Annotated in this window: 24 protein-coding genes and 1 pseudogene; 14 read left to right on the top strand and 11 right to left on the bottom strand. The window is 69.1% G+C overall.

Annotated features, from left to right (window positions below):
- Positions 1 to 26: 26 nt before the first annotated feature.
- Positions 27 to 1382 (bottom strand): phosphopentomutase/phosphoglucosamine mutase, encoded by a 1356-nt coding sequence (locus C3L37_RS22555; protein WP_129116789.1) that lies wholly within the window; start codon positions 1380 to 1382, stop codon positions 27 to 29.
- A 168-nt stretch (positions 1383 to 1550) separates the two neighbouring features.
- On the opposite strand from C3L37_RS22555, the gene C3L37_RS22550 reads away from it, so the two are divergent.
- A complete protein-coding gene (locus tag C3L37_RS22550; protein ID WP_129116788.1) occupies positions 1551 to 1829 on the top strand; it encodes an acylphosphatase in 279 nt (92 codons plus the stop codon).
- A 12-nt stretch (positions 1830 to 1841) separates the two neighbouring features.
- Here the strand turns inward: C3L37_RS22550 and C3L37_RS22545 are convergent, their stop codons facing one another.
- The 3 genes from C3L37_RS22545 to C3L37_RS22535 are packed head-to-tail and all read right to left on the bottom strand — an operon-like array spanning position 1842 to position 6700.
- Positions 1842 to 2609 (bottom strand): TrmB family transcriptional regulator, encoded by a 768-nt coding sequence (locus C3L37_RS22545; protein ID WP_129116787.1) that lies wholly within the window; start codon positions 2607 to 2609, stop codon positions 1842 to 1844.
- Positions 2606 to 5113 (bottom strand): efflux RND transporter permease subunit, encoded by a 2508-nt coding sequence (locus tag C3L37_RS22540; RefSeq protein ID WP_129116786.1) that lies wholly within the window; start codon positions 5111 to 5113, stop codon positions 2606 to 2608. The genes C3L37_RS22545 and C3L37_RS22540 overlap by 4 nt, the downstream gene beginning before the upstream one ends.
- A 6-nt stretch (positions 5114 to 5119) precedes the next feature.
- Positions 5120 to 6700, bottom strand: a complete 1581-nt coding sequence (locus C3L37_RS22535) for a COG1361 S-layer family protein (protein ID WP_129116785.1) — start codon at positions 6698 to 6700, stop codon at positions 5120 to 5122.
- A 573-nt stretch (positions 6701 to 7273) separates the two neighbouring features.
- On the opposite strand from C3L37_RS22535, the gene C3L37_RS22530 reads away from it, so the two are divergent.
- Entirely contained in the window at positions 7274 to 7762 is a 489-nt protein-coding gene (locus tag C3L37_RS22530) for a VOC family protein (protein WP_129116784.1), read from the top strand.
- Positions 7759 to 8340, top strand: coding sequence for a flavin reductase family protein (locus C3L37_RS22525; RefSeq protein WP_129116783.1), 582 nt, complete (start codon positions 7759 to 7761; stop codon positions 8338 to 8340). The genes C3L37_RS22530 and C3L37_RS22525 overlap by 4 nt, the downstream gene beginning before the upstream one ends.
- Positions 8341 to 8420: 80 nt before the next feature.
- On the opposite strand, the gene C3L37_RS22520 is transcribed toward C3L37_RS22525, so the two are convergent.
- Complete coding sequence (locus tag C3L37_RS22520) at positions 8421 to 9023, bottom strand: DsrE/DsrF/DrsH-like family protein (RefSeq protein WP_129116782.1); 603 nt, start codon at positions 9021 to 9023, stop codon at positions 8421 to 8423.
- Positions 9024 to 9026: 3 nt separating this feature from the next.
- Positions 9027 to 9281 carry a sulfurtransferase TusA family protein gene (locus C3L37_RS22515; protein WP_129116781.1) on the bottom strand — a complete coding sequence of 85 codons (255 nt, stop codon included), beginning with the start codon at positions 9279 to 9281 and terminating at the stop codon, positions 9027 to 9029.
- Between the two features lie 287 nt (positions 9282 to 9568).
- On the opposite strand from C3L37_RS22515, the gene C3L37_RS22510 reads away from it, so the two are divergent.
- The 8 genes and pseudogenes from C3L37_RS22510 (at position 9569) to C3L37_RS22480 (ending at position 17287) form a co-directional block, all read left to right on the top strand.
- The gene (locus C3L37_RS22510; RefSeq protein ID WP_129116780.1) at positions 9569 to 10759 is read left to right on the top strand and encodes an MBL fold metallo-hydrolase; all 1191 of its coding nucleotides are present in this window, start codon (positions 9569 to 9571) and stop codon (positions 10757 to 10759) included.
- Between the two features lie 36 nt (positions 10760 to 10795).
- Positions 10796 to 11341: a YeeE/YedE family protein gene (locus tag C3L37_RS22505; RefSeq protein ID WP_129116779.1), complete on the top strand. Its 546-nt coding sequence runs from the start codon at positions 10796 to 10798 to the stop codon at positions 11339 to 11341.
- Positions 11338 to 11820, top strand: coding sequence for a YeeE/YedE family protein (locus tag C3L37_RS22500; protein ID WP_129116778.1), 483 nt, complete (start codon positions 11338 to 11340; stop codon positions 11818 to 11820). The genes C3L37_RS22505 and C3L37_RS22500 overlap by 4 nt, the downstream gene beginning before the upstream one ends.
- Positions 11821 to 12003: 183 nt before the next feature.
- Positions 12004 to 12153 carry a DUF7512 family protein gene (locus C3L37_RS24625; protein WP_164974849.1) on the top strand — a complete coding sequence of 50 codons (150 nt, stop codon included), beginning with the start codon at positions 12004 to 12006 and terminating at the stop codon, positions 12151 to 12153.
- 2 nt (positions 12154 to 12155) lie between these two features.
- Complete coding sequence (locus C3L37_RS22495; RefSeq protein ID WP_129116777.1) at positions 12156 to 13160, top strand: sulfite exporter TauE/SafE family protein; 1005 nt, start codon at positions 12156 to 12158, stop codon at positions 13158 to 13160.
- A 221-nt stretch (positions 13161 to 13381) separates the two neighbouring features.
- A pseudogene (locus tag C3L37_RS25475) lies at positions 13382 to 15152 on the top strand (carbamoyltransferase family protein).
- Between the two features lie 107 nt (positions 15153 to 15259).
- A complete protein-coding gene (locus C3L37_RS22485) occupies positions 15260 to 16789 on the top strand; it encodes a multicopper oxidase family protein (RefSeq protein ID WP_228546436.1) in 1530 nt (509 codons plus the stop codon).
- Between the two features lie 132 nt (positions 16790 to 16921).
- Complete coding sequence (locus C3L37_RS22480) at positions 16922 to 17287, top strand: hypothetical protein (protein WP_129116775.1); 366 nt, start codon at positions 16922 to 16924, stop codon at positions 17285 to 17287.
- Positions 17288 to 17300: 13 nt separating this feature from the next.
- Here the strand turns inward: C3L37_RS22480 and C3L37_RS22475 are convergent, their stop codons facing one another.
- Positions 17301 to 17498: a hypothetical protein gene (locus tag C3L37_RS22475; protein WP_129116774.1), complete on the bottom strand. Its 198-nt coding sequence runs from the start codon at positions 17496 to 17498 to the stop codon at positions 17301 to 17303.
- A 225-nt stretch (positions 17499 to 17723) separates the two neighbouring features.
- On the opposite strand from C3L37_RS22475, the gene C3L37_RS25470 reads away from it, so the two are divergent.
- Positions 17724 to 17849: a hypothetical protein gene (locus tag C3L37_RS25470; RefSeq protein ID WP_267195356.1), complete on the top strand. Its 126-nt coding sequence runs from the start codon at positions 17724 to 17726 to the stop codon at positions 17847 to 17849.
- Positions 17850 to 17958: 109 nt separating this feature from the next.
- Here C3L37_RS25470 and C3L37_RS22470 read toward each other — a convergent pair whose 3' ends face one another.
- Positions 17959 to 18162, bottom strand: a complete 204-nt coding sequence (locus C3L37_RS22470; RefSeq protein ID WP_129116773.1) for a hypothetical protein — start codon at positions 18160 to 18162, stop codon at positions 17959 to 17961.
- A 241-nt stretch (positions 18163 to 18403) separates the two neighbouring features.
- Between C3L37_RS22470 and C3L37_RS22465 the strand changes: the two genes are divergently transcribed.
- The gene (locus C3L37_RS22465) at positions 18404 to 19717 is read left to right on the top strand and encodes a dicarboxylate/amino acid:cation symporter (protein ID WP_129116772.1); all 1314 of its coding nucleotides are present in this window, start codon (positions 18404 to 18406) and stop codon (positions 19715 to 19717) included.
- 171 nt (positions 19718 to 19888) lie between these two features.
- Positions 19889 to 20395 (top strand): YciE/YciF ferroxidase family protein, encoded by a 507-nt coding sequence (locus tag C3L37_RS22460; protein WP_164974848.1) that lies wholly within the window; start codon positions 19889 to 19891, stop codon positions 20393 to 20395.
- Between the two features lie 85 nt (positions 20396 to 20480).
- Here C3L37_RS22460 and C3L37_RS22455 read toward each other — a convergent pair whose 3' ends face one another.
- Genes C3L37_RS22455 through C3L37_RS22445 form a run of 3 tightly spaced genes read right to left on the bottom strand, consistent with a single transcriptional unit; the run spans position 20481 to position 23863 of the window.
- Positions 20481 to 21890: a small ribosomal subunit Rsm22 family protein gene (locus C3L37_RS22455; protein ID WP_129116770.1), complete on the bottom strand. Its 1410-nt coding sequence runs from the start codon at positions 21888 to 21890 to the stop codon at positions 20481 to 20483.
- Positions 21887 to 22648, bottom strand: a complete 762-nt coding sequence (locus C3L37_RS22450; RefSeq protein ID WP_129116769.1) for a prephenate dehydrogenase/arogenate dehydrogenase family protein — start codon at positions 22646 to 22648, stop codon at positions 21887 to 21889. Before C3L37_RS22450 ends, C3L37_RS22455 begins: the two co-directional genes overlap by 4 nt.
- Positions 22649 to 22690: 42 nt before the next feature.
- Positions 22691 to 23863 (bottom strand): MFS transporter, encoded by a 1173-nt coding sequence (locus C3L37_RS22445; protein WP_129116904.1) that lies wholly within the window; start codon positions 23861 to 23863, stop codon positions 22691 to 22693.
- Between the last annotated feature and the right edge of the window lie 73 nt (positions 23864 to 23936).

Genomic DNA, 23936 nt, shown 5'->3' with positions numbered 1-23936 from the left:
AGCGGTTGCCGTCGACCCCGCGCGGATCAGTCGCTCGACGCGTCCGCCACGGCGGCGGCGACGAGGTCGGCGGTCCGCTCCACGAGTTCGTCGACCGCCTCGCTCTCGGCGTAGACGCGGACGTAGGGTTCCGTCCCGCTCGGGCGGACCAGCACCCACGAGGCGTCGGGGAACTCCAGTCTGACGCCGTGCTCCGTGCTCGCGTCGGCATCGGGAAACGCCTCCGGCAGCGTCGCCTCCAGCGTCGCCATCGCGGTCGGTTTCGACGCGTCCGGGCAGTCGACGGCGACCTTCCGGTACGGGCGCTCCGTCACCGGGGCGCGCAGCGTCGACAGGCCGGAGTCGGCGACGAGGCGGGCCAGCACCGCCGCGCTGGCGACGCCGTCGATCCAGCCGCCGAGCGAGGTGTGGATGTGCTTCCACGGTTCGGCGGCGAAGACGACGTCGCCGCCGTCGGCGCGGGCCGCGGTGATCCCCTCGTGCAGCGCGCCGAGGCGGATCCGCTCGACCCGACCCCCGGCCGCCCGAACGCGCTCGTCGATGCGCGCGGAAGCGTTCGGCGTCGTGACGACGACAGGATCGTCAGCCCCGCTCGACCGGACGTAGTGCTCCGCGAGGATGGCCACGATCGTGTCCTCGTGGACGACCTCGCCGTCCGCGTCGACGATCACGATTCGGTCCGCGTCGCCGTCGTGGCCGATTCCGAAGGCGACGTCCGCCGCGTCCGCGACGAACTCGCGGAGGTCGGAGAGCGACTCGGGCGTCGGCTTGCTCTCCCGACCGGGGAAGTGGCCGTCCACGTTGGCGTTGAGCGTGACGACGCCGGCGCCGAGCGCGCGGAGCACCTGCGGCGTGGCGAGGCCCGCCATCCCGTTGCCGCAGTCGACCGCGATCCGGAGGCCGTCCGGGGCGGCACCCCGCCGCCGAGCGTACTCGACCACGGCCTCGCGGTAGGCCGAGAGCGGTTCGACGCGGTCGCCGCGCCCCCACTCGTGCCACGGCGCGGCCGCCGACCCCGCGTCGACGCGCGTTTCGATCGCCCGTTCGAGCGCCCGGTCGTACTCGACGCCGTCGTCGAACACCTTGATGCCGTTGTCCGTCGGCGGGTTGTGGCTCGCCGTGAGCATCACGCCGCGCCGTCCCCGCGAGGCGAACGCCAGCGCGGGCGTCGGGAGGGTCCCGGCGCGGTGGACGTTCGCGCCTGCCGACTCCAGCCCCGCCTCGACGGCGGCGGCGAGGGCGGGACCGGTGACGCGCCCGTCCCGGCCGACGACGAACTCGTCACCGTCCTCGCCGACCGCCCGGCCGACCGCGAGCGCGAGTTCCGGCGTCACCCGATCGGCGACGCGCCCCCGGATCCCGGCTGTACCGAACAGTTCCATACCGGCCCCTCTCGGTCCGGACACTTAGAGGGAACCGGTTTCGGCGACGCGCGCACGAACTCGGACGACCGCCGTCGGCCTGGAGCGTGCGTCCGCCGTTCGAATCCCGCTCCGTTCACCGACCGAATCCCGCCTCGTTTTTTGTGCCCGTCGATCGAACCCGGGGCCATGGCAGACCGCACGCGCGCACACGTGTTCGTCTCCGGGACGGTGCAGGGCGTCTACTACCGCGCGAACACCCGCGACGAGGCCCGCGAGCGGGGCGTGGACGGCTGGGTTCGGAACCTCGACGACGGCCGCGTCGAAGCCGTCTTCGAGGGGCCCGAGGACGCCGTCGAGGGGATGGTCGAGTGGTGCCACGCCGGCAGCCCGGCCGCCAGGGTCGAGAGCGTCGACGCCGAGTACGGGGAGCCGGAGGGCGAGGAGGGCTTCCGCGTTCGGCGGTGATCGGCGGGCCGGCTACTCTCCCAGCAGGGCGGCCATGCCGCTGCGGATGACCTGGGTGAGTACGGCCGAGAGCGCGGTGTCCGCGCTCCAGATCGCCGTCTCCTCCGTCGAGTCCGGGAAGGCGGAGCCGGCGCGCACGGACAGGAGGACGACGTTGTCGTCGCAGAGCAGGAGGCGACCCGTGTGGTCCGACGGCGGCTCCTCGATCGGCGCGTAGACGGCGCACCGCCCGCCCGCGAACAGCTCCCTGACCGCCGGGTCCTCGCTGACGACCACGACCTCGACGCCAGTTTCGGCTCTCTCGAACAGCGCCTCGACCATCCCGTCGGAGACGAGTTCCGGCGCCGCCGCCGCGAGCAGGACGCGCTCGTCCGCGCCGCCGACGAGGTCGACGACGCGGTTCGAGATCGGCTCCCTGCCGCGGAGCGTCCACACGTCCTCGCGCGTCTCGGGACCGGTGCGTTCCTTTTGAACCCGTTCGAGGTACCCGAACGCCCGCTCCTGTTCGCGCTCCAGCCGCGCCGACAGCCGCTCGCGGGCCGCGTCGAGGCTCACCGGCCGGTACCGCTTCGGCGTCGACTGCTGGAGTTCGACGAGGCCGCGCTCCTCCAGCTCCTCGGCCGCCCCGTACACCTGCGATCGCGGGACGCCAGCGACGCGGTGGACGTCGCGCGCCGTCCCCGTCCCGAGCTTCTGGAGCGCGAGGAACACCCGCGCTTCGTAGTTCGACAGGCCGAGCCGTTCGAGCGAGGCGACCGCGTCGTGCTCGTCGGCGCTCAAGCGGCGTCACCCCCCCGATCCGGGACGGCCCCGTCCGCCGCCGCGTCCATCGGAGTCTCGGGGTCGTCGTTCGCGAACCGATCCCAGAGGACGAGCGTCGACGGGAGCACGAGAAGCGACGCGAGGAAGGAGTACACGATGCTGAGGGCGGTGAGGATCCCGAACTGCCCCAGCACGTCGAGGACCGCGAGGGTCAACACGCCGATCCCGAACGCGGTCGTCAGCATGCTCCCCGTCAGCGCCCCGCCGGTCCCCCGGACCGTCCGATCGAGCGCGTCGAACAGGCCGTATCCGCGGCGCTCGTCGACGAACCGGTGGACGACGTGGACCGAGTAATCGATGCCGAGGCCGATCGTGAGCGCGAGGATGGTCGCGGTGAAGGCGTTGAAGGAGATGCCGAGGAGGCGCATCGACCCCGCGACGAACGCGACGGCCACCGCGATGGGAACCGTGTTGACGATCCCCAGCGACGGGTGTCCTTCCAGTACCCAGTAGATGAAGACGAGGAAGGCGACGGTGCCACAGAGCGCGACCGCGAGGCTCAGGACCGCGGACTCGAGGATGAGGTCCGACACCGCCTGAAAGACGACGATGTCGCCGGTCGCGACGGCGTCGCCGCGGTAGCGATCGGCGACGCTCCGCGCGTCGCTCGTCACCTCGTCGTTCTCGGCGGTGCCCTTCACCGCGTAATCGACCCGGGTGCTCCGCCGGTCGTCCGCGAGGTACTGGCTCGCCTCGGCGCTCGCGGACGAGTCGAGGAGGTAATCGTACACCCGATCGAGGTTGCGGTCGGGGATCCCGTTGCCGTCGCGGTCGTTGCGGTCGACGAGGCGGCGGAACTCGGGATCCCGCTCCGCGTGCGACTCGACGACGGTGACGATGCTCTCCTCGTCGGCGTGGCGACCCTGCCTGACGAACGTCTCCGGCGGGTCGTCACCGGCGCGGTGGAGCGATTCGAGGGCGGTGTCGTCCTCCATGTGCCGCTCGTGGTAGACCGTGGCGGTGCCGCCCTGCGTCGTCTGGAACTTCCGTTCGAGGAAGTTCAACTGCTCGACGACGGTGTACTCGCCCGGCCTGAAGGGCTCCGGAAGCACCTGGAGGTAGGCCGGCGTCTCCTCCGGCGGGAGGAAGTCCTCGTCGGAGAAGCTGGTGTCGATCTCGGTCGCGTAGACGCCCGCCGCGGCGCTCGAAACGAGGACGAGCGCGAGGAACGCGCCCGGCGCGCGCTCGGCGACGACGACGCCGCCGCGGAGCGCGGAGCCGAGCCGCGAACCCTCCGCACCGAGCGGCGTCCGGCTGAACGTCGGGATCGGGTAGCGCTCCCGCGCCCGGTCGACGAGCACCTTCGCCGCCGGGAGGAAGATCCCGAAGATGAGGAAGGTGAAGACGATGCCGATCGCCGCCGCCACGCCGAAGTCGCGGATCGGAACGAGGTCGCTCGCGAGGTTCGAGAGGAACCCGATGACGGTCGTGCTGGTGACGATGAAGAAGGCGACGAGCAGCTGGTCCGTCGCGAGACGCATCGCCTCGTCGATGCCGCGGCCGTCCATCCGGTCCTCGCGGTAGCGGTTGATGGCGTGGATGCCGAAGTCGATGCCGACCGCGAGCAAGAGCGGCGGCACCGCGATCATGATCTGGTTGAACGGGATGTTCGCCAGCCCGAGGAAGCCGAACGTCCACACCACGGCCATGAGGAGGGCGAACGAGCCGAGGAGGAGGTCCACGAGGTCGCGGTAGGCGATCACGAGGAAAAAGAGGATGAAGACCACGGCGGCCGGCGTGACGATGAAGAGCGAGTCGCTGATGACGTTTCCGAACTCCTCGGAGGTGATCCCGCTCCCGAACACCGTGATGTCGCCCCCGACCGTGTCGACGACGCGCTGTGCGTTCAGCTGAATCGGCGTCAGCGGACTGGAGCCGCCTTCGCCGGTGCCGCCGCTCAGCCCGGCCGGGAGCGTGTGTTCGACCACGCCGATCGTCGCGGACGCCGACGCGTCGCGTTCGTTGAAGTCGTTGCTCACCGTGCCGGTGAACCCGGGGTTGTTCGCGTTCTCCCGCACCGCGCGCTCGACTTCGGTCGCCGTCGCCCCCTCGATCGCCCGGATCTGTCGGTCGAGCGTGTCCGCGTCCGGATCGATCGTCCGCGCCACGACCTGCGCCGCGCTCGACGTGGAGGAGACGCGCAGATCCTCGCGTTCTTCGAGGCGTTCCTGAGCACGGAGCATCCGCAGGAGCTCCGGCTTCGACAGCACGTCGTCGCCCCGCTGGATGAGCTGCGTACTTCCCGTGTCGGGCTCGAACGAGGGGCCGAACTCCCTGTTGATGTCCGACAGCGCGCGCTCCTCGGGGATGTCCTCGGCGAACTGCTGGGTTCCGGCCTCGGTCGAGACGTTCCCCAGTCCGACGGCGAACACGGCCGTCAACGCGAGGAACGCGAGGACGACGCGCCACGGGCTGTCGACGATGCGGTCGTCCACCCAGTCGATGAGTCGTTGGTGGTCCATCCGCGCTTACCGCCGGCTGTAGACGTACCCGACCGCCCCGAGGGCGACGAAGGCGACGATCCCGACGGCGATGCCGAGCGGCAGGCCGCTCCCGCCCTCGTCGGTGACGGCGATCGGCACCTGGTACGTGTCGGAGATGAGCGTCTCGCCCTCCTCGTCGTCGTACTGGAAGTCGAGTTTCAGGGGGTAGGTCTTCGCGAGCACGTCGCCCTCGACGCCGACTTCGAAGCGGAGCGTCGCGCTCTCGCCCGGTTCGAGTTCGGGGACGAACGCCTCGTCGTCCGACGCGGAGATCGGCGCTTCCTCGAACAGCTTCGCGGAGATCTCGCGGAGCGTCTCGTCGCGGTTGTTCGTCACGTTCAGCTCGAGCGTGCCGTCTTCGCCCGCCTCGAAGGTCGCGTTCACGGGCTCGACGTCGAACTCGCTCTCTTTCGGTCCCACGTCGGCGCGCACGTCGATCGGGTCGCTCTCGCGTTCGTCGTCGTCCTCGTCGCGGTACTCGACCCGCATCGAGAGCTGACGGGGTCCGGCCTCGGCCGAGTCGGTCACCTCGGTGTCGAACGCGACGTCCGCGCGGTCGCCCGGCCCGAGTTCGCCGACGGCGTACTCCGATTCGAGCACCTCGACGTTCGGGTTCGAACTCTCCAGGACGACCACCGCGTTGCTCGCCGTCGTCTCGCCGGTGTTCACGATCTCGCCGCCGAGCGTCCCCTCCTGTCCGACCCGGAGCGCGCTGTCGACGTTTTCGACGGCGAACGTCTGTTCTCCGAGGGGCGTCAGCCCGAACGAGAGCGTCCGCGACGTCCGCTCCGTGCCGCCCTCGTCGTCGTACTCGACGACGCTCTCGACCGTGTGATCCCGGGCGTCGGCGCCGTTTGCGACCGTCGTTCGGTACTCGAACGTCCTGCTCTCGCCGGGCTCCCACTCGCCGGCGTACTGCGTCGCCGACTCGCTCCCGCCGAACTGGACGTCCGGATCGGTCGAGGTGACCGTCGTCGAGGCGTTCGACGCCGCCTCCGTGCCCACGTTCGTGATCGTCACCGTCGACGTGCCGCCCCCGCCGACCGGCGCGGTCGTCTCCGCCCCGTCGACGGCGAACTGGGCGCGGTCTTCGACCTCGACGGACGCGTAGACGCGCTCCGACTCCTCGTCGCCGTCGTGCTCGTACTCGACGTCGATCGGTAGCTCGTACGACCCCGGCTCGATCGTCGAGGGGACGTCGACGCGAACCGTGACCTCCTGTACCTGCCCGTCCGCCGTCGAACCGAGCAGCCGCGTGCCGGAGGTGACGTCGATGGGCGCGTCGCCCGACTCGACGGTGGCACGGACGTTCTCGGCCGGTTCGGCCCGCTCGTCCGGATCGTCGGGGTCGTTCGTCAGTTGAACGGTGAGTTCGGCCTCCCCGCCGGGCGCGAGCGTCGGCTCGGGGACGTACACCCGGAACTCGGGATCCGCCGCGCCGGCCGGTTGCGACGCGAGGAGCGATACCAGAATCAGGGCGGTGACGAGCGTGCGTCGTTGCATGTCTCTGTGGCCGGCGTCGAACGCCGCTCCGTCGACCGCCGGCGATCGTCGGGGCGCGCTCACCCGCCGCTTATCCGTCTCTCGGAGCCTTCCTATATAAGGTGTTGTAAATTTCTACAAACGGATCTCGCGTTGTTCGCCCGGCGCGACGTGCGCGGCCGCTCCCCGTGTATCGACTGTGACGTCGCCCCTCGCCGGTCGACCGCGTCGTCACTCCCCGCCGGTCAAGTAGTCGTTCGTGCGAACGCCGGACGCGGACGGGCTGACGCCCGCGCCGACGAGCGTACGCCGTTTCGGCGCGGCGCGACCGTGTAACGGTTGATAGCTCACACATGACAGGTTGGTTCCAGAGCGGATCGCGCCACAGTAGAAAATCACATTATCGCATAAAAAAGCTCCTACACCAGATGATTAGATAGTATATACGGTTAAAGCCCGATGGAAATCGGGCCATACCTCGCGTTAAACCCCATACGTCTAAAAATAGTCGGTTCGTCGGACTGCGATCGAGAGTCGACGGGAAACGCACGCGGTGCGCGGTGGCGACTCCCCGCTAACGTCGGCGTCACCGGGTGACGTTCGCGTCCGAAAACGGGTATGTGCGTCGGGCGCGTAGCTCGACGCACCGCACTCGACATGACCGACGCACCACCGACCACCGGCCTGCACCACGTGACGAACGTCTGTACCGACATGGAGCGGACGAGGGAGTTCTACGAGGAGGCACTCGGCTGGCACACGGTAAAGCGGACGCAGAACTACGACGACCCCGGGACGCCCCACTACTACTTTTCGTCGACGCCGGCGGGCGAGCCGGGAACGACGGTGACGTACTTCGAGTACCCGGATTCCCGGGGAACGCCCGGACCGGGCGCGAGCCACCACTTCGCCTTCGGCGTCGAGGACGAGGAGACGCTGCGGGAGTGGCGCGAGCACCTGCGCTCGCGCGACGTGCGGGTCTCGGAGGTCAAGGACCGGACGTACTTCCGGAGCGTCTACTTCACCGACCCGGACGGCCTCGTGTTCGAACTCGCGACCGCGGGCCCGGGGTTCGGCGTCGACGAAGACGAGCCGGGGAGCCGAGCGATCGATCCGTTCGAAGACGGCCGCGGGGCGGACGAATGAAGGGCGAACCGGGGACGTTCGGCCCCTACCGACTCCTCGCCGGCGCGGTCGTCCCCAGACCCATCGCGTGGGTCAGCAGCCGGAGCGCCGCGGGCGTCGACAACCTCGCGCCCTACAGCTTCTTCAACGTCGTCGCGGTCGACCCGCCCGTCCTGATGTTCGCGCCGGTCGGGACCGGCGGGGACCTCAAGGACACGCCGCGGAACGTCCTCGACACGGGCGAGTTCGTCGTGAACGTCGTGACGGCGGACCTCGCGGAGCGGATGAACGAGACGAGCGCGTCGCTTCCGTCCGGCGAGAGCGAGTTCGACCGCGCCGACCTCGCGAAAGCCGAGGCGGAGTGGGTGAACGCGGCGCGCGTCGCGGACGCGAAGATCTCCTTCGAGTGTCGGCTGTACGACTCGATCGAGGTCGGCGGCTCCACGATGATCCTCGGCGAGGTCGTCTACGCCCACGTCGACGACGAGGTGACGACGGGCGGCAAACTCGACGTGACGAAGCTCGACGCCGTCGGGCGGCTGTCGGGGAGCCACTACGCGACGACCCGCGATCGGTTCGCGATGGAACGACCGCCCTGAGTCCCGGTTCCGGAGCGGGGTCCGCCGGACGCGGCCATCCCGGGCCGCGGTTCCGGCGGTGCGCCCGTCGACTGGGGCCCTCAGATCAGAAGCTGCACGTCGGCGTCGGCCATGTGCTCCAGGGCGGTCGCGGCGCCCACGCCCGTCGTCACGCCGTCGTGGAGGTCCTCCGCCTCGTATCCCATGAGGTCCATCGTCATCTGGCAGGCCTGGAGGTCGACCCCGCTTTCGAGCGAGACGTCGATCAGCTCCGCCACGGTGGCCGTCCCGTTCTCCTCGATCTTCCGTTTCATCAGTCGCGTCGCCACCCCGTCCATGCCCGGAAGCGCCGCGAGGGCGTTCGGCATCGGCAGGTTCGGATTCCCCACGGCGCTCAGCCGCAGGTTCGTGGACTTCCCCTCGCGGAGGATGTCCAGTCCCCAGAACGTGTGGAAGACGACCACGTCCCAGCCGAAGGCCGCCGCCGTGCTCGCGAGGATGAGCGGCGGATACGCCATGTCGAGCGTCCCCTTCGTCGCCACGATCGTCATCTTCCTGCCGCCGTCACCCCCCTCGGCCCGTGCGTCCGCGAGCCGCGCTTCGAGATCCGCGACTCGTTCGCGGAGGACCGCGACGTCGTTGCTCTCGACGCCGTCGCCGGCGTCCTCGTCGTCCGTTCCGACCGGACGTGCGTCGGCGCTCATTCTTCAGCTCGTCCGCTTCACGTAGTGTTTGTACACCGTCTCGCCGCCCGACCCGTCTTCGGTCTGGTCGAGGAGTTCGACGTCCGGCGTCGCGTTCGCCCACCCGCGGATGTCGCTCACGCTTCCGGAGTCGGTGGCGAGGACTTCGAGCACGTCGTCCGCCTCCAGCGCGTCGATCGCCTGTCGCGTCTTCACGACGGGCATCGGGCAGCTCTGCCCCTTCACGTCCAGCGTTTCCGCGATGTCGTTCGTGTTCATGGGTAGTAGTGTATTATATTGGCTTCAAAGCACAATATCTTGTGCTCGGCTAAAAGCGTGTCGATCATCGGGACGACGGGACGCGGTTACATCGACCGAGGTCGCTCCGAACGGGCGGGCGAAACGGACGAAATCGTGCGGTCCCAGTCACCTCCGCGCATTCAGGGCGCTCAGCGCGCGTTTTCTCCCGTCCCTGTTTCGAGCGTCTTCGCCAATAGTATTGTATATTATTGGGAATACTATGACAACTCTTATGTGCGACGGTCCGGTAGCGAGAAACGGAACACATGAGCGAACCAGCGTTTCCGCGGCCGGACGCGTCGGTCGAGAGCATCGAACCGGAGACTCTGAAGGAGCGAATCGACGCGGGCGACGACGTCGTCGTTCTCGATACGCGCGCCCCCGAGGAATCCGAATCGTGGCGAATCGGCGGCGACGGCGTCGAGACGATCAACCTCCCCTACTACGGCTTCCTCGTCGACGATCCGGACGAGGAGCTGTTCGAGCGGCTCCCCGAGGACGAACGGCTCGTCGCGGTCTGCGCGAAGGGACAGTCCAGCGAGTACGTCGCCGGTCTCCTGGCGGAGCGCGGATACGACGCGGTCCACCTCGCCGAGGGGATGAACGGCTGGGCGCGCCTCTACGAGTACGCGGAGCTCGACGTCGGGGCGGACGCGACGGTCGCGCAGTACCGGCGGCCGTCGAGCGGCTGTCTCGCCTACCTGATCGTCTCGGGCGGCGAGGCGGCGGTCGTCGACCCGCTCCGGGCGTTCGTCCCCGAGTACGTCCGGGACGCCCGGGCGCTCGGGGCGGAGATCGCGTACGCCATCGACACGCACGTCCACGCCGACCACGTCAGCGGCGTCCGCGCGCTCGCCGACGAGGCGGGGGCCGAAGCCGTGATTCCGGAACCCGCGGCCGCCCGCGGCGTCGAGTACGACAGCGCGTACGCGACCGTCGCGGACGGCGACGAACTCCCGCTCGGCGACGAGACGATCGAGGCGGTCCACGCGCCCGGACACACGACGGGGATGACCGCCTACCGCGTCGGCGACGTTCTCCTCACCGGCGACGGGCTCTTCGTCGAGAGCGTCGCCCGGCCCGATCTGGAGGACGGTGACGAGTGCGCGCCCGCCGCCGCCCGCCGGCTCTACGAGACGTTGCACGAGCGGATCCTGCCGCTTCCGGACGACACCACTGTCGCGCCGGGGCACTTCAGCGACGCCGCGACGCCGGCCGCCGACGGAACGTACACCGCGACCCTCGGTGAGCTGAAGTCGTCGATGGCGGCGCTGTCGATGGACGAGGCGACGTTCGTCGAGTTCGTCCGCTCGGATCTGCCGCCGCGGCCGGCGAACCACGAGGAGATCGTCGCGACGAACCTGGGACGGAACGAAGCGACCGACGGGGAGGCGTTCGAGCTCGAACTCGGGCCGAACAACTGCGCCGCCGGTCGGGACGCCACGGCGGGCGAGTAGACGGATGGAGGAATCGACGACGGAGCGAAACCGCCGATGACGTCGGATCCGCTCTCGGCCGTCGCGACCGTCGCCTCGATCGTCGCGCCGCTCGCCGGACCCGCCCCCGCGTCGTTCGGGGAGGCGTTCCCGAACGGCGTCAGTCACTACGCCGTCGGCGGGGTCCTCGTGGGGATCGGCGTCGCGACGATCTACCTCGGAACGGGCATCATCGCCGGCGCGAGCACGTTCCTCGAATCGACGCTGTCGTACGTCTCGTCGGTCGACCGGTTCAACCGCCCGCGGTACGTCGCCTCGCGGGACTGGCGCGTCGTCTTCACCGTCGGCATCGTCGCGGGCGCGGCGCTCTACGCGGCGCTGTTTCAGGAGGGTTTCTGGACGACCGACGTGCAGTGGTGGCGGCTGTTCGTCGGGGGGACCCTCGTCGGCGTCGGCACCCGCCTCGGCAAGGGGTGCACCTCCGGCCACGGCGTCTGCGGCGTCGGGTCGGGGTCTCCGACCTCGATCGCGAACGTCCTGACGTTCATGGCCGTCGCCGTCGGAACGGCGCAGTTCGTCGCGGCGCTGGGGGTGACGCCGTGAGCGAACGAGCGGCGGGCGGCGACGGGGGGCGTGGCCTCCCGTTCGTGGCGGTAATCCTCGTCGGCGGGCTGGCGTTCGGCTTCGGACTGGGGTACAGTCACATGGCCCGGCCGGAGGTCGTGCTCGATTTCCTCCGGTTCGAGGACTTCGGCCTCCTGTTCGTCATGGGCGGCGCGGCGCTCGTCACCGGATCGACGTTCGCGATCGCGACCCGGTACCTCGAAAGCGCCCCGCTGACCGGCGACGCCTATCGCCGACGGCTGAAGGAGTTCGACCGCGACGTCGTCGCGGGAGGCGCCGTCTTCGGCGTCGGCTGGGGAATCTCCGGGATCTGCCCCGGCGCTGCGTACGCCAGCCTCGGCGTCGGAAACCTGCCGATCCTCTGGGCCGTCGCCGGCATGTTCCTCGGCGCGTACGCGCAGGGGTACTGGCGGACCCGAACCGACGACGCCCGTTCGACGCCGACGGAGGCGGACTGACCGCGACCGAACCCACGGAGCGAAGAACGTGATCACGACCGAACCGTCCGAGTCCTGTCGGAACGAGATAATATTGTACAATATGCCCACAACCATTAAGAAACTCGTCGATCGACGATCGAACGGACAGCGCAGCATGAAACGCACGCGATCACCGCGATTCCGTCGAAGGAGGATGGACCGATGTTCGGACTAGCCACGCTCTCCGGAAACGCGCACGCGGCGGCCGTCGTGGGGCTCGTACTCGCCGAATCCCTCGCGCTGTACGTCGGGTACGGGTTCGTGACGAACGCGGCCGGCGCTGCCGTGGTGGACGCGATCGGCGGTGAGTGAGGATGGAGCCGTTCGGACTGAGCCTCGCGCTGATCGGACTGTTCGTCGGATTCGGACTCCTCATCGGCGTCCTGTTCGGATTCTTCGGGATGGGCGGGAGCTTCCTCGTGACCCCGGCGCTGTTGGTGCTCGGCTACTCCGCCAAGGTCGCCGTCGGAAGCGGGCTCGCCTTCGTGTTCGGCACGTCGATCATCGCGGCGCTCCGTCACCGCGATCTGGGGCAGGTCGACTACAAGCTGGCCGGACTGATGACCGTCGGCATGACCGCCGGCATCGAGGTCGGAAAGCGGGCGGTCTTCCACCTCGAATCGCTCGGCCTCGCGGATCTCGTCATCGGCGTCGCGTACGTCGGGTTGCTCGCGGGAGTCGGGTTGTTCACGCTGCGCGATTCGCTCGGCGAAGGCGACGCGACGGGCGGGGAAGACGCGGCCGCTGCCGCGTGGGTTCAGCGCCACCAGCTACCGCCGACGGTCGAACTCAGGGGCGGCCCCCGAGTCTCCGTGTGGATCGCGCTCGCGATCGCCGCCGCGATCGGAGTCCTCTCCGGATTCCTGGGCGTCGGGGGCGGGTTCCTCCTGATGCCGGCGATGGTGTACGGCCTCGGCGTCCCTGCGTCCGTCGCCGTCGGAACCGACGCGCTCCAGATCACCGTCTCCGGCGGCTTCGGCGCCTTCGTCTACGCCCAGGCGAACGCCGTGGACGTCCCGGCCGTCACGTCGCTGCTCGCGGGGAGCGCACTCGGCGCCCGCGTCGGATCGGCCGCGACGAACCTCGTCGACGACGACGAGATCAAAGGGTATTTCGCGGCGATGCTTCTCGCGGGAAGCGTCGCCGTCGCGAGCAAGAAACTGGGCGCGGCGTACGGCGTGGCCGCGCTCGACGCGCTGAGCGTCGCACTCATCTTCGGATCGGCGGTCCTCGTCAGCGGGGCGATCGTGTACAGCGGCGTAAAGCGCCTGCGCGAGGGACGTCCGTCGCCCGAGTCGGGGACGGACCGTCAGATCTGACGGGTCCGCGCCTCCCCCCGATGGGGGTCCCTCGACGCCCGCACCGGAGCCTTCCGGACGCCGCCCGTTCGACGACGACACTCCCTGACTATATGAACGGCGAGGCGCGTTTGCTCGCTCTGAAACCGCGCTCACCGACTCATTCTCCCCCGCATCGTCGCTTCGGGTACGGACCCGGCGTTCGAACGTCGAACCCGCCGGAACGACACACCTCGCGCACCATGACGACGTACGTCCTCGCGTTCAAACCCGCGATCGGTCTCTACGGACAGCACGACCCGAGCGCAGCCCTCTTTGCGGACGGAGACCTCGTCTTCGGCATCGAGGAGGAGCGGCTCTGTCGAACCAAGCACGCCACGAACACGTTCCCGGAACGGGCGATCCGGGCGTGTCTCGACCACCGGAGCCTCGAACTGGGCGACCTCGACCGGATCGTCCTCCCCTACGACCCGCGCCTCAGGGCGAAGATCCTCCCGCACTACCTCCGCGATTCCCTCCGCCAACCCGGCGTCCTGTCGAAGCTCTCCGCGCTCGAACGGACCGCGATGACGCAGTTGCAGGCGCGGCTCCGACCCGTCGGTGAGATCGAGTCGCGGCTGGCCGAGATCGGGACGCCCGTCCCCCCGATTCACACGAGGCCGCACCACGCGTGCCACGCCGCGAGCGCGTTCCACCCCTCCGGGTTCGACGAGGCGCTCGTGCTCACCGTCGACGCCAAGGGGGGAGTACGACTCCACGGTCGTCTGGTACGGCGACGGGGACGGCCTGCGGCGGCTCCGAACCTACGAGCACCCGAACAGCCTCGGGCTGTTCTTCGCCGTCGTCACCGAGTACCTCGGTTATCGCATGTTCAACGGCGAGGGGAAGGTGATGGGGCTCGCCCCGTACGGGACGGAGAACCCGGAGATCGAGCGGACGCTCCGGCGGTTGGTCGCGACGGGCGTCGACTACGACGTGACCGATCTGACCGAGGGCTGGGGAACCGGTCGGGGCGTGCGGCGGCTGGAGCGGGCGTTCGGCCGCCCGCGACAGGGCACGCCCGGCGAGTTCGATCAGTGGCAGAAGGACCTGGCGCACGTCGCCCAGAAACTGCTGGAGGAGACCGTCGTCGACATCGCCGAAACCTACGCCGGTCGGCTCGGCGTCGGAAACGTCGCGCTCGCGGGCGGCGTCGCCCTCAACTGCAAGATGAACGCCCGCGTCCGGGAGTCGCCGGTCGTGGAGGAGGTGTTCGTCCAGCCGGTCGCCCACGACGCCGGCCTCGCGCTCGGCGCGGGGTGGATCGATCGACGGCCCGCGGACGTCCCGAAGATGGAGACCGTCTCCCTCGGCCCCGAGTTCGCCGTCGGTGGGATTCGCGAGCTGCTGGAGACGAACAAGATCCCGTACGGCGAACCCGACGACGTGGCGCGGTACGCGGCCGAACGGCTCGCGGAAGGCGCGCTCGTCGGCTGGTTTCAGGGTCGCGCCGAGATGGGACCGCGCGCGCTCGGCAACCGCAGCATCCTCGCGGATCCGCGAACGGTCGAATCGCGCGACCGGGTCAACCGATTCGTAAAGCACAGGGAAGAGTGGCGGCCCTTCGCGCCGTCGATGCTCGAAGGGGCGGCGGCGGAGTACCTCGAAGACGCGACCGCCTCCTCGTACATGATCGACGCGTTCGACGTGAGAGACGAACGGACGGACGACGTCGCGGCGGTGCTCCACCCGGCCGACGGGACGACCCGCCCGCAGACGGTCAGCGCCGATCAGAATCCGCGGTATCACCGCCTCATCTCGGAGTTCGACCGCATCACCGGCGTGCCCGTCCTGCTCAACACCTCGTTCAACGATCACGCCGAACCGATCGTCACGACGCCGGTGGAGGCGCTCAAGGACTTCTACGGGATGGGCCTCGACGTGCTCGTGCTGGAGGATCTGGTGGTCGAGAAAGCGGCGACGACGGAGGGGACGGCGTCCGGCGCGCGGAAAGCCGCGCTTCCCGAGAACTGACCTCATCCCCGCGTCGTCAGGACTCCCTGTGAAGTCCGATCCAGTGATTCTCGGTTTACCCACAACTACACTTTATCACCGATCGACGCCTTCTTTCGGACGAGATGATGCGCAGACACTCGACGCGACGCGGCGTCCTACGCTCGCTCGGCGGCGCGGGGCTGGTCGCGCTGGCCGGATGTACGGTCCAGGGTTCCCCCGACGACCCCGCTCGCTCGTCAACGCCCCGGTCGACGGTATCCGGCCCCGCCGACGCGACAGTCGACCTGACGGCTTCGACGGGGACGGTTCGTCCGGGGGCGTCGGACTCCGACGCCTCCCGGACCTGGCTTTACGACGGGACGTTTCCGGGCCCCGAACTGCGCGTCGGGGAGGGCGACGTTCTCCGCGTCGACGTGACGAACGGGCTTTCCGAGGGGACGACGATCCACTGGCACGGCGTGCCGCTTCCGAACCGGATGGACGGCGTCCCCGGCGTGACGCAGGAGCCGATCGCCCCCGATTCGACGTTCACCTACGAGTTCGAGGCGGATCCCGCGGGGACGTATTTCTATCACAGTCACGTCGGTCTGCAATCCGACCGCGGACTGCTCGGTCCGCTGATCGTCGAGGAGGGAGAGCCGCACGTCGAGTACGATCGGGAGTACACCCTCGTACTCGACGACTACCTCGTCGGAGAGCCGGAGATGCCGTCGGGATCGGACGGAACGGGTATGGGCGGAATGAGCGGAAGTCGAACGGGCGGAGGTGGAATGGGGGGGATGAGCGGGGGTGGGATGGGCGGCGGACCGAACGGCAGCGGAATGGGTGGCGGCGCGGTCGGCGGGATGATGAGGGACCGCCGACCGTCGTACGCCGGCTTGCTCGTCAACGGTCGACTGCCGTCTGATCCGCCGACCCTCGCCGTCGAACGCGGCGAGCGCGTCCGCCTCCGGTTCGTCAACGCCGCGAGCGCGACGACCTTCCGCGTCCGACTCGCCGGCCACCGACTGAACGTGTCGCACGCCGACGGCCGACCGGTCGATCCGGTTCCCGTCGACGAGTTCGTGTTCGGCTCGGGCGAGCGCTACGACGCCGTCGTCGAGGCGGACAACCCCGGCGCGTGGCAACTCCGGGCGGACGCGGTTTCCGGCACCGAACCGCCGGCGCGAGCGGTCCTGCGCTACGACGGGAGCGGCGGGACTCCCGCCCCGCCGCGGTCCGGCGGCAGGCGGCTACGGTACGCGGATCTGCGGGCGATCGAGCCGCTCGACGGGATCGACGGGACCCCCGATCGGACGTTCGATCTGACGCTGTCCGGCGGGATGGGGGGTATGGACGGGATGGGCGGAGCGGGCGGATCCGACGCGTGGCTGATCGACGGACGGGCGTACCCGGACGCCGAGCCGCTGACCGTCCGGGAGGGGGAACACGTCCGCGTTCGCATGGTGAACCACAGCCCGGTCGTCCACCCCATGCACCTCCACGGGCACTTCTTTCGCGTCGGCGACGCGGTGAAGGACACGGTGCGCGTCCCGAGTCGCATGGGCGAGTTGACGTTCGATTTCGTCGCCGACAACCCGGGCGAGTGGCTCTTTCACTGTCACACGCTGTATCACCTCGAAGCGGGAATGGCGAGGGTCCTCCGGTACGGCTGAGGCGGCGGTCGGGCGACGTCCGCGGCCGCCTCGCAGCCGAAGACGCCGAGTCGCGACCGGGTACGCACGGCTTACCGAATAGAAGCGGGAGCCATACTAAGCGCGACCCGACGCTACGCCGACCCGCTCAGAATGTCCAAGGCGATAACCCACTTCGCCGTCGGAGCGACGGTCATGACGGTCCTCCTCGCGCCGGTCGGCCGCCGCGTCCCGTTCGAGCGGACGCTGATCCTCCTGGGCGGGTGCTGGGGGCTGATCCCCGACGCGTACAAGCCGGCTCCGGCGCTCGCCGCGCGGACGGAGGCCGTACACGACTCGGCAGCCGCGGACGTGTTCTGGTTCCACCGCGCGCTCGACCTGCTCGATCCGAACGACTCCATCGCGGTCGCGTCGCTCGCGATCGGCGTGTGGCTCGCCGCGACCGTCGTCGTGGAAGTCGGGAGATACCTCGTCGCCCGTCGTCCGGACGGGGGCGTCGCGAAGACGCGGGTCGAGTGACTCCGAACGCGAGCTACCGCCTGTACTCTCGATTCTTCGGGGCGAAGGGTGCCACCGTCGCCGTCTGCTGTGCGATCCACGCGAGACGGAGGACGAAGGAGAACAGCACGGCGAGCGGGGCCAACCCGAGCGCGACCGCGACCGCGACCGCGAGCGTCGAACGTATTCGGTACTCGTGCGACGTTGACGAGACGCACAGCGTCTCGTTCACGCACAAGAGCAAAGCTCTTGTGAACGCTGTATCTCCTCCCTACTCGCTTCGCTCGCTCTTGAGGAAGAGGCTTTTGCGCCTCATTTCAAGTAAGTGCTTCGGCGACCGGTCGGCGCGGCGTTTCCGCCGCTTCGGCGGGCCGATATTAGGTGATCCGATCGGTATTATGTCTTATAATCACATCCGAGAAAGAGTTAATATACGGTTGTGCTAATCCGTGGCACGATGAACGAAGACGACCGAGACAATCGAACGATGAAAGACGTGAGTCACGAAGCACCGACGGGCGTGTCCGCTTCGAACGTCTGGCGACGCGGCCGAAAATCCGAAACCGAACAGGACGACGAGTAGCACGGTCCCGCACGCGCGCTGACGGGGGAGGTTTTCCCGGGGCGTCGCTCGCCGATCCCCGCGCGATCCCCGACTTCGAGGCTCGCGATTCGACCGTCGACGTCCCGGCTCACCACACGTCGACGTGGTGGACGGACGACGGCGAGAGCAACCGCTCGGCGGGGAGTTCGATCCATCCGTTCGCTTGGATGCGCACGGGATCCTCGTGAAGGACGGTTTCTTCGCCGGCGTCGGCGTACACGACGGCCCGGTCGTACTCCCCCTCGGCGACGTCCGCGAGCGTTTCTCGGACGAGAGAAAACGGCGCTATCATACTGCTCTATTCGGACAGCAAATAAAAAAGTTGGCGAGTCGCGTCCGTCCCGATCCCGACTTCGTCTCCCGTCCGCCCGTGTCCTCCGCTCTCGGCGCGGAATTCGTCCGGCTACTGCCCTTCGACGGCGAAATGGCCGAACCTCAATATATGACACAAAAAGATAATAATTGTAATTTCTCGACCCGTCGATGACCGAAACGTTGTTGTCGGTGACCGGTCCACTACACGGACGATCAGCATGACTGGTACTATCACGCGATCGTGGCGGCGGTACCGTTCCGTTCCGCTCGTCTACCGGATCGGGATCGCGTTCGTCCTCGGATCCGCGCTCGGGCTCGTCGTCGGCGGACGGGCGACGGCGCTCGAACCGATCGGCGAGCTGTTCGTCCGCCTGCTGGAGATGATCGTCGTCCCGATCGTCGTCTTCACGCTCTTGCTCGGGGCGCGCCGGCTGACCCCCTCGAAACTCGGACGTATCGGGGGACAGGTCGTGGGGTTGTACCTGCTCACCACCGCCGTGGCCATCGTCATCGGCCTCGGCGTGGCGAACCTCGTCCAGCCCGGCGTCGGTCTCGAACTCGCCGGATCGGCGGGGGAGACGGAGCAAGCGCCGAGCATGGTCGACGTCCTGCTCGGGGTCGTCCCGGACAATCCGCTCGGCGCGATGGCCGAGGGCAACGTGCTGCCGACGATCTTCTTCACCGTCGTCTTCGGGATCGCCCTCGCGATGCTCAGCGAGGAGTTCGAACCCGGAAGCGCCGTTCACGACGGCGTCGAGGCGATCTTCGACGTCGCCGAGGCCGGGTCGGAGGCGATGTTCAAGATCGTCTGGGGCGTGATGGAGTTCGGCGTCCTCGGCGTGTTCGCGCTCATGGCGACGACCTTCGGCGAGGCGGGCGTCGACGCGATCGTCCCTTACGCGAAGCTCGCGCTCGCGCTCACGCTCGCCGTCAGCATCCACATCGGACTCGTCTACCTGGTCGTCATCCAGCGCGGCCTCATGGGCGAATCGCCGCTCTCGTTCCTCAGCGGCGCGAAGGACGCCATGGTCACCGCGCTCAGCATCAGTTCGAGCAGCGGAACGCTCCCGGTGTCGATGAGCGACGCCGACGAGAACTTCGGCGTCGCAGAGGAGGTGTACAGCTTCTCGCTCCCGCTCGGCGCGACGATCAACATGGACGGCACGGCGATGTACCTGGGGATCGTGGCCGTCTTCGCCGCCAACGTCGTCGGTCAGTCGCTCACGATCGCCGAGCAATTCGCCGTCCTCGCCACCGCGCTGCTCGCGAGCGTCGGCACCGCGGGCGTCCCGAGCGCGGGGCTCATCATGATGACGATCGTCCTGACGCAGGTCGGCTTGCCGCTCGAAATCGTCGGGATGATCGCCGGTATCGACCCGCTTCTCGACCGAATGCGTACGATGAACAACGTGACGGGCGACCTCGCCGTGACGACGCTCGTCGCGAAGTGGAACGGCGCGATCGACTACGCCGGTACCGTCTGGAGCGACGCGCCGACCGGTTCGGTCGTCGACGGCGCGGTCGACGACTGATCCCGTGGAAACTGTCTCTGTTTCGCGTTCTCGCCTCGTTCTCGCGGCTCGCGACTCCCCCGTCGTCGACCCCGCGAATCCGAACGACGCGTCGACGGTACTGTCCGGCGGGGCGGGAGTTGACAGATCTATGTCGGCGCGGCACCTACCCTCGACGAGGGAGGGAACATCGTGGAGATACATTCGCTTTCCGACCTGTTCGAGTACGAACTCGACGGGACGTACTACGTCGAGAACCGCCTCGTCGACGAACTCGACGGGATGGCGGCGAGGGCCACCCACGAGGAGGTGAGCCGCGCGTTCGAGGCGCACCGGGACGAGACGCGCGAACACGTCGATCGGCTCGAACGCGTGTTCGAACTGCTCGGGAGAACGCCCGCGGAAGCGGCGGTGCGAGAACTCGACGGCCTGATCGAAGATCGCGAGCGGTTCGACGCGTCGATCCGCGACGACGATCTGCGCGACATGTACTACCTCGGGGCAGCCGCGAGGGCGGAGCGCCTGGAGATCGCGAGCTACCGGACCCTGTTGATGCACGTCGACAAACTCGACCTCGGCAACGAGGTCCGCAAGCCGCTGGAGGACACCCTCGACGAGGAGGAGGAGACGCTGCATCGGTTGCGGAGCATGGCCGGCGGATCCAAACTCGGATCGCTCATCCGACGACTGACCGGGTGATCGCTGAGGGCGGTTCTCGGCCGGAACACCGGCTCGCGGAGAACGACTCGCGGCGGCCGCGCGGCCGCCGCGCGACGGGACGACGTTACGCGGCGACAACGTCGACCACCGTCTCGCCGTCCACCACGAGGTTGTACGCCCCCTCGTCGTCGTTCCACAGACAGAGCGCGTTTTCGAACGCGAGCACCGCGCCGTAGGGCGCGCGGCGAAGCGCCTCGTTGAGGCCCGACTCCCGCGTCAACACGGCGTAGTGTTCGATCGCCTCGCTCCCGTCGCCGACCTTGAACAGCGGGTTGCCGCCCTCGGAGAGGTCGCAGCTCAGTTTGACCGCGAGCAGGTCGATCCGCTCCGTGACGTGCCGTTCCATCTCGGCCATCGCGGCGTGACGACCGGGGTCGGCCCGGACGTCGAACCGGCGCGCGCCGTCCCGTCGGAGGATGGCGTAGGAGTACTGCACGTCGACGTTGACGAACGTCCCGGGCTCGTCGTCGCCGCCCTCGTCGAGCCGCCGCTGGAACCGCGGCACGTCGAGGTCCGGCTTCACGTCGAACGACCAGCCGCGGTCCGAGGGGGCGCGGCCGGGCCACAGCCTGAGCGTCGGCGAGTAGACGGCCGCCCCCGAATCCGGCGGCGCGACCGCCCGCTCGACCTCGCGGAGCCCGGTGCTCGTGTTCAGGTCGGCTGGGGCGACGGCGACGAGCGAGCCGTCGTCCGCGACCGCGTCGAGGTAGCGGTCGACGACGGCGACGGGATCGTCGAGTTCGCTCAGGACGTTGGCGAAGAGGACGAGATCCCACTCGTCTGCGACCTCGCTCGGTTCGAACGCCTCGGCCGTCGTCCGGTGGACGGCCGGGCGGAAGTTCGTCCGCGTCCCCGAGAGCAGCGCACGGAGCGCGTCGCTCGCCGCGCTCGGCTCGACCGCGTGGTACTCGACGAGCGCGTCGTCCGGGAGGTAGTCGTGCAGGCCGAGCGCCGGGCCGCCGGTCCCCGCGCCCACGTCGAGGACGCGGAGCGTTCGCGGAAGCAACCCGCGCTCCGCGAGGTCGTCGAGGACGTACCCGACCGTCGCGTAGTAGTCCGGCAGGTGGTAGATCGCGTACCCGGCCGCGGCCTCGGCGTCGTACTCGACGTCGTTCCCGTGGTAGTAGTCGGCCTTCAGCCGGCGGATCGTCTCCCGGAGCCGATCGCCCGACTCACCGCCGTGCCAGTTCGCGCCGTAGCGTTCGGCGAGGAAGTCCTCCAGCGCGGACGCGTAGTCCTCCGGAAACGATTCCGGTCGCCACCCCGGCGGCCGAATCGGGTCGTCGTCGACGGGGACGAAGGTCCCGTCCGCCCGCTCGACGAGTCCGAGGTCGAACGCCTCCTCGCGGAGCGTCCGTCGGACGACGGCGGGGTGGGGCGAACCCTCGACGTACTCGCAGATCTCCTCGGGGTCGATCGGGCGGACGCGTCGGAGGTACTTCGCGTTCGCGCGAACGGCGTCTCGATCGATCATCCGTCGGTCGGGATCTCCGCCGCCGAGCGGTCGCGTTCGCCCGCCTCCGCGTACAGCCGCTCGAACGCCTCGGCGTCGGCGTCGGCGATCCGCCTCGCGGCGTCGGCGACGGCGTCCGCGCCGCCGAACGTCGACTGGATCTCGGCGTACACCCGGGGGCTTCCGCCCGCGACCGCGTCGACGAGCGCTTCCAACCTCGCCGAGACGGGGGTCGCGAACTCCTCTCGCACCGGATCAGCGGCGATCGCGTACGCGAGGACGGCGGCGTGCGCGCCCGCCTGCACGGTCTCCATCGCCTCATCGTGCTCCTCGACGGTCGTCTCGAACACGTGGTTGCCGGCGCGGACCACGTCCTCGCGGACGCCGTCGGTGATCGGCCCGGACTCGTCGGCGAACACCGCGACGTTCCCGGGCGCGTTCTCCGGCGCGAAGAGGGGGTGAAAGCTGACCCGCTCCCGTCCCTCGGCGTGCTCGCGCATGGCCGCGACCGGGGCGGCCATCACGCCGGATACGTCGAAGATCGCGCGGTCGGCGTTCGGCGCGTAGCTCTCGGTCGCCTCGGCGACGGCCGAGATCGGCACCGCGAGACAGACCGCGTCGAACGGCTCGTCGGTGTCGACCTCGACGGCGCGGCCGTCGACGGCGTCGGCCGCCGCGCGGGCCGCCGACGGATCCGCGTCGGCGAACGCGATCTCCGCGTCGACGACCCTCGCGACCCAGCGGCCCATCGTACCCGCGCCGACGATGAGTAGGTTCATTGGCCCGTGATAGCCGGCGGCGTCTCAAAAGGGGTTCGATGCTCAGAGCCCGAGCCCGAGCGCGCGGTTGAGGACGAGCACCGACAGGCCGAACGCCATGACGCACGCGAGCAGTCCGACGGCGATCGTCCACCCGGCCGCGTCGGAGAGACCGCCGACGACGACGCTTCCGCTCGCGCCGAGCACCATGTAGACGGTTCGGACGAGGCCGAAGCCGGATCCTCGCTCCTCCGCGGAGAGGAGGTCGATGAACCGCGACTGGATCGGTGCGCCCCAGCTCATCGCCAGCCCGGCGAGGCAGACGCCGGGGACGAACGCGACGAGGCCCGATCCGAACACGAGGAGCCCGTAGCCGACGACGCCGACGCCCATCGTGAGCGCCGCCGCGGCGTCCCGGTTGAACCGATCCGACAGCCACCCCGTCATCGGCTGCGTCGCCCCGTGGACGACGAAGTACAGCGAGAACAGCACGCCGGCGACGGTCCCCGAGAGGTCGTGGTGCTCCTCCAGAAACGTCGGCAGAAACGACGCGGTCGCTTGCCAGGTGAACGCGCCGGCGACGGCGAGGACGATCGTGTACGCGATCTCCGGACGCGAGACGAGTTCGAAGAGCGACCCGAGCGCGAACCGCTCGCGCATCGGTTGATCCGGGCGGTCGGGTTGCGTCGGATGGATCCGACCGGCGAACACGAAGAACACGGGAATCGCGACGAGTGCACCGAGGCCGAGAGCGTTTCGCCAGCCGAAGCGGACGGCGATCACCGCGACGACGACGGGCGTAAGCAGGCCGGCCAGCGGGCCGCCGGCGACGTGGACGCCGATCGCCCGCCCGACGTTCGGAAACTGCTTCGAGATGAAGGTCGTCGCGACGCTGTAGTGCAGCCCCGCGCCCGCCCCGAGGACGAGCGTGAACGCGAAGAACGTCGAAAACGTGGGCGACGCCGCGAGCAGCACGCTGGCGACGCCGGTGAGCCCGACGGCGGTCAGGATGATCCGCCGCTCGCCGAACCGTTCGCCGAGCACGCCGCTCGGGAACTGTGAGCACGCGTACGCCGTCCACATACCCGCCAGCGCGACCCCGACGACGCCGTTCGAGACGCCGAACGTCGCCCTGATGTCCGGCACCACCGGGCTGATAGCGAGCCTCGCCACCATCGTCGAAAAGAACGCGAGGGTGGCGAGACCCAGCACGGTGTGCCGGTACTGCCAGTTCACGCGGACGCTCGTTCGCACTGGCCCAAGTTGGTTGTGATTGCGGAGATGGGATCCGGTGAAATCGCGAGCGGAC

The organism is Halegenticoccus tardaugens (genome assembly GCF_004116405.1).
In the GTDB taxonomy this organism is placed as follows: domain Archaea; phylum Halobacteriota; class Halobacteria; order Halobacteriales; family Haloferacaceae; genus Halegenticoccus; species Halegenticoccus tardaugens.
This window is presented reverse-complemented; position numbering and strand designations above follow the sequence as displayed.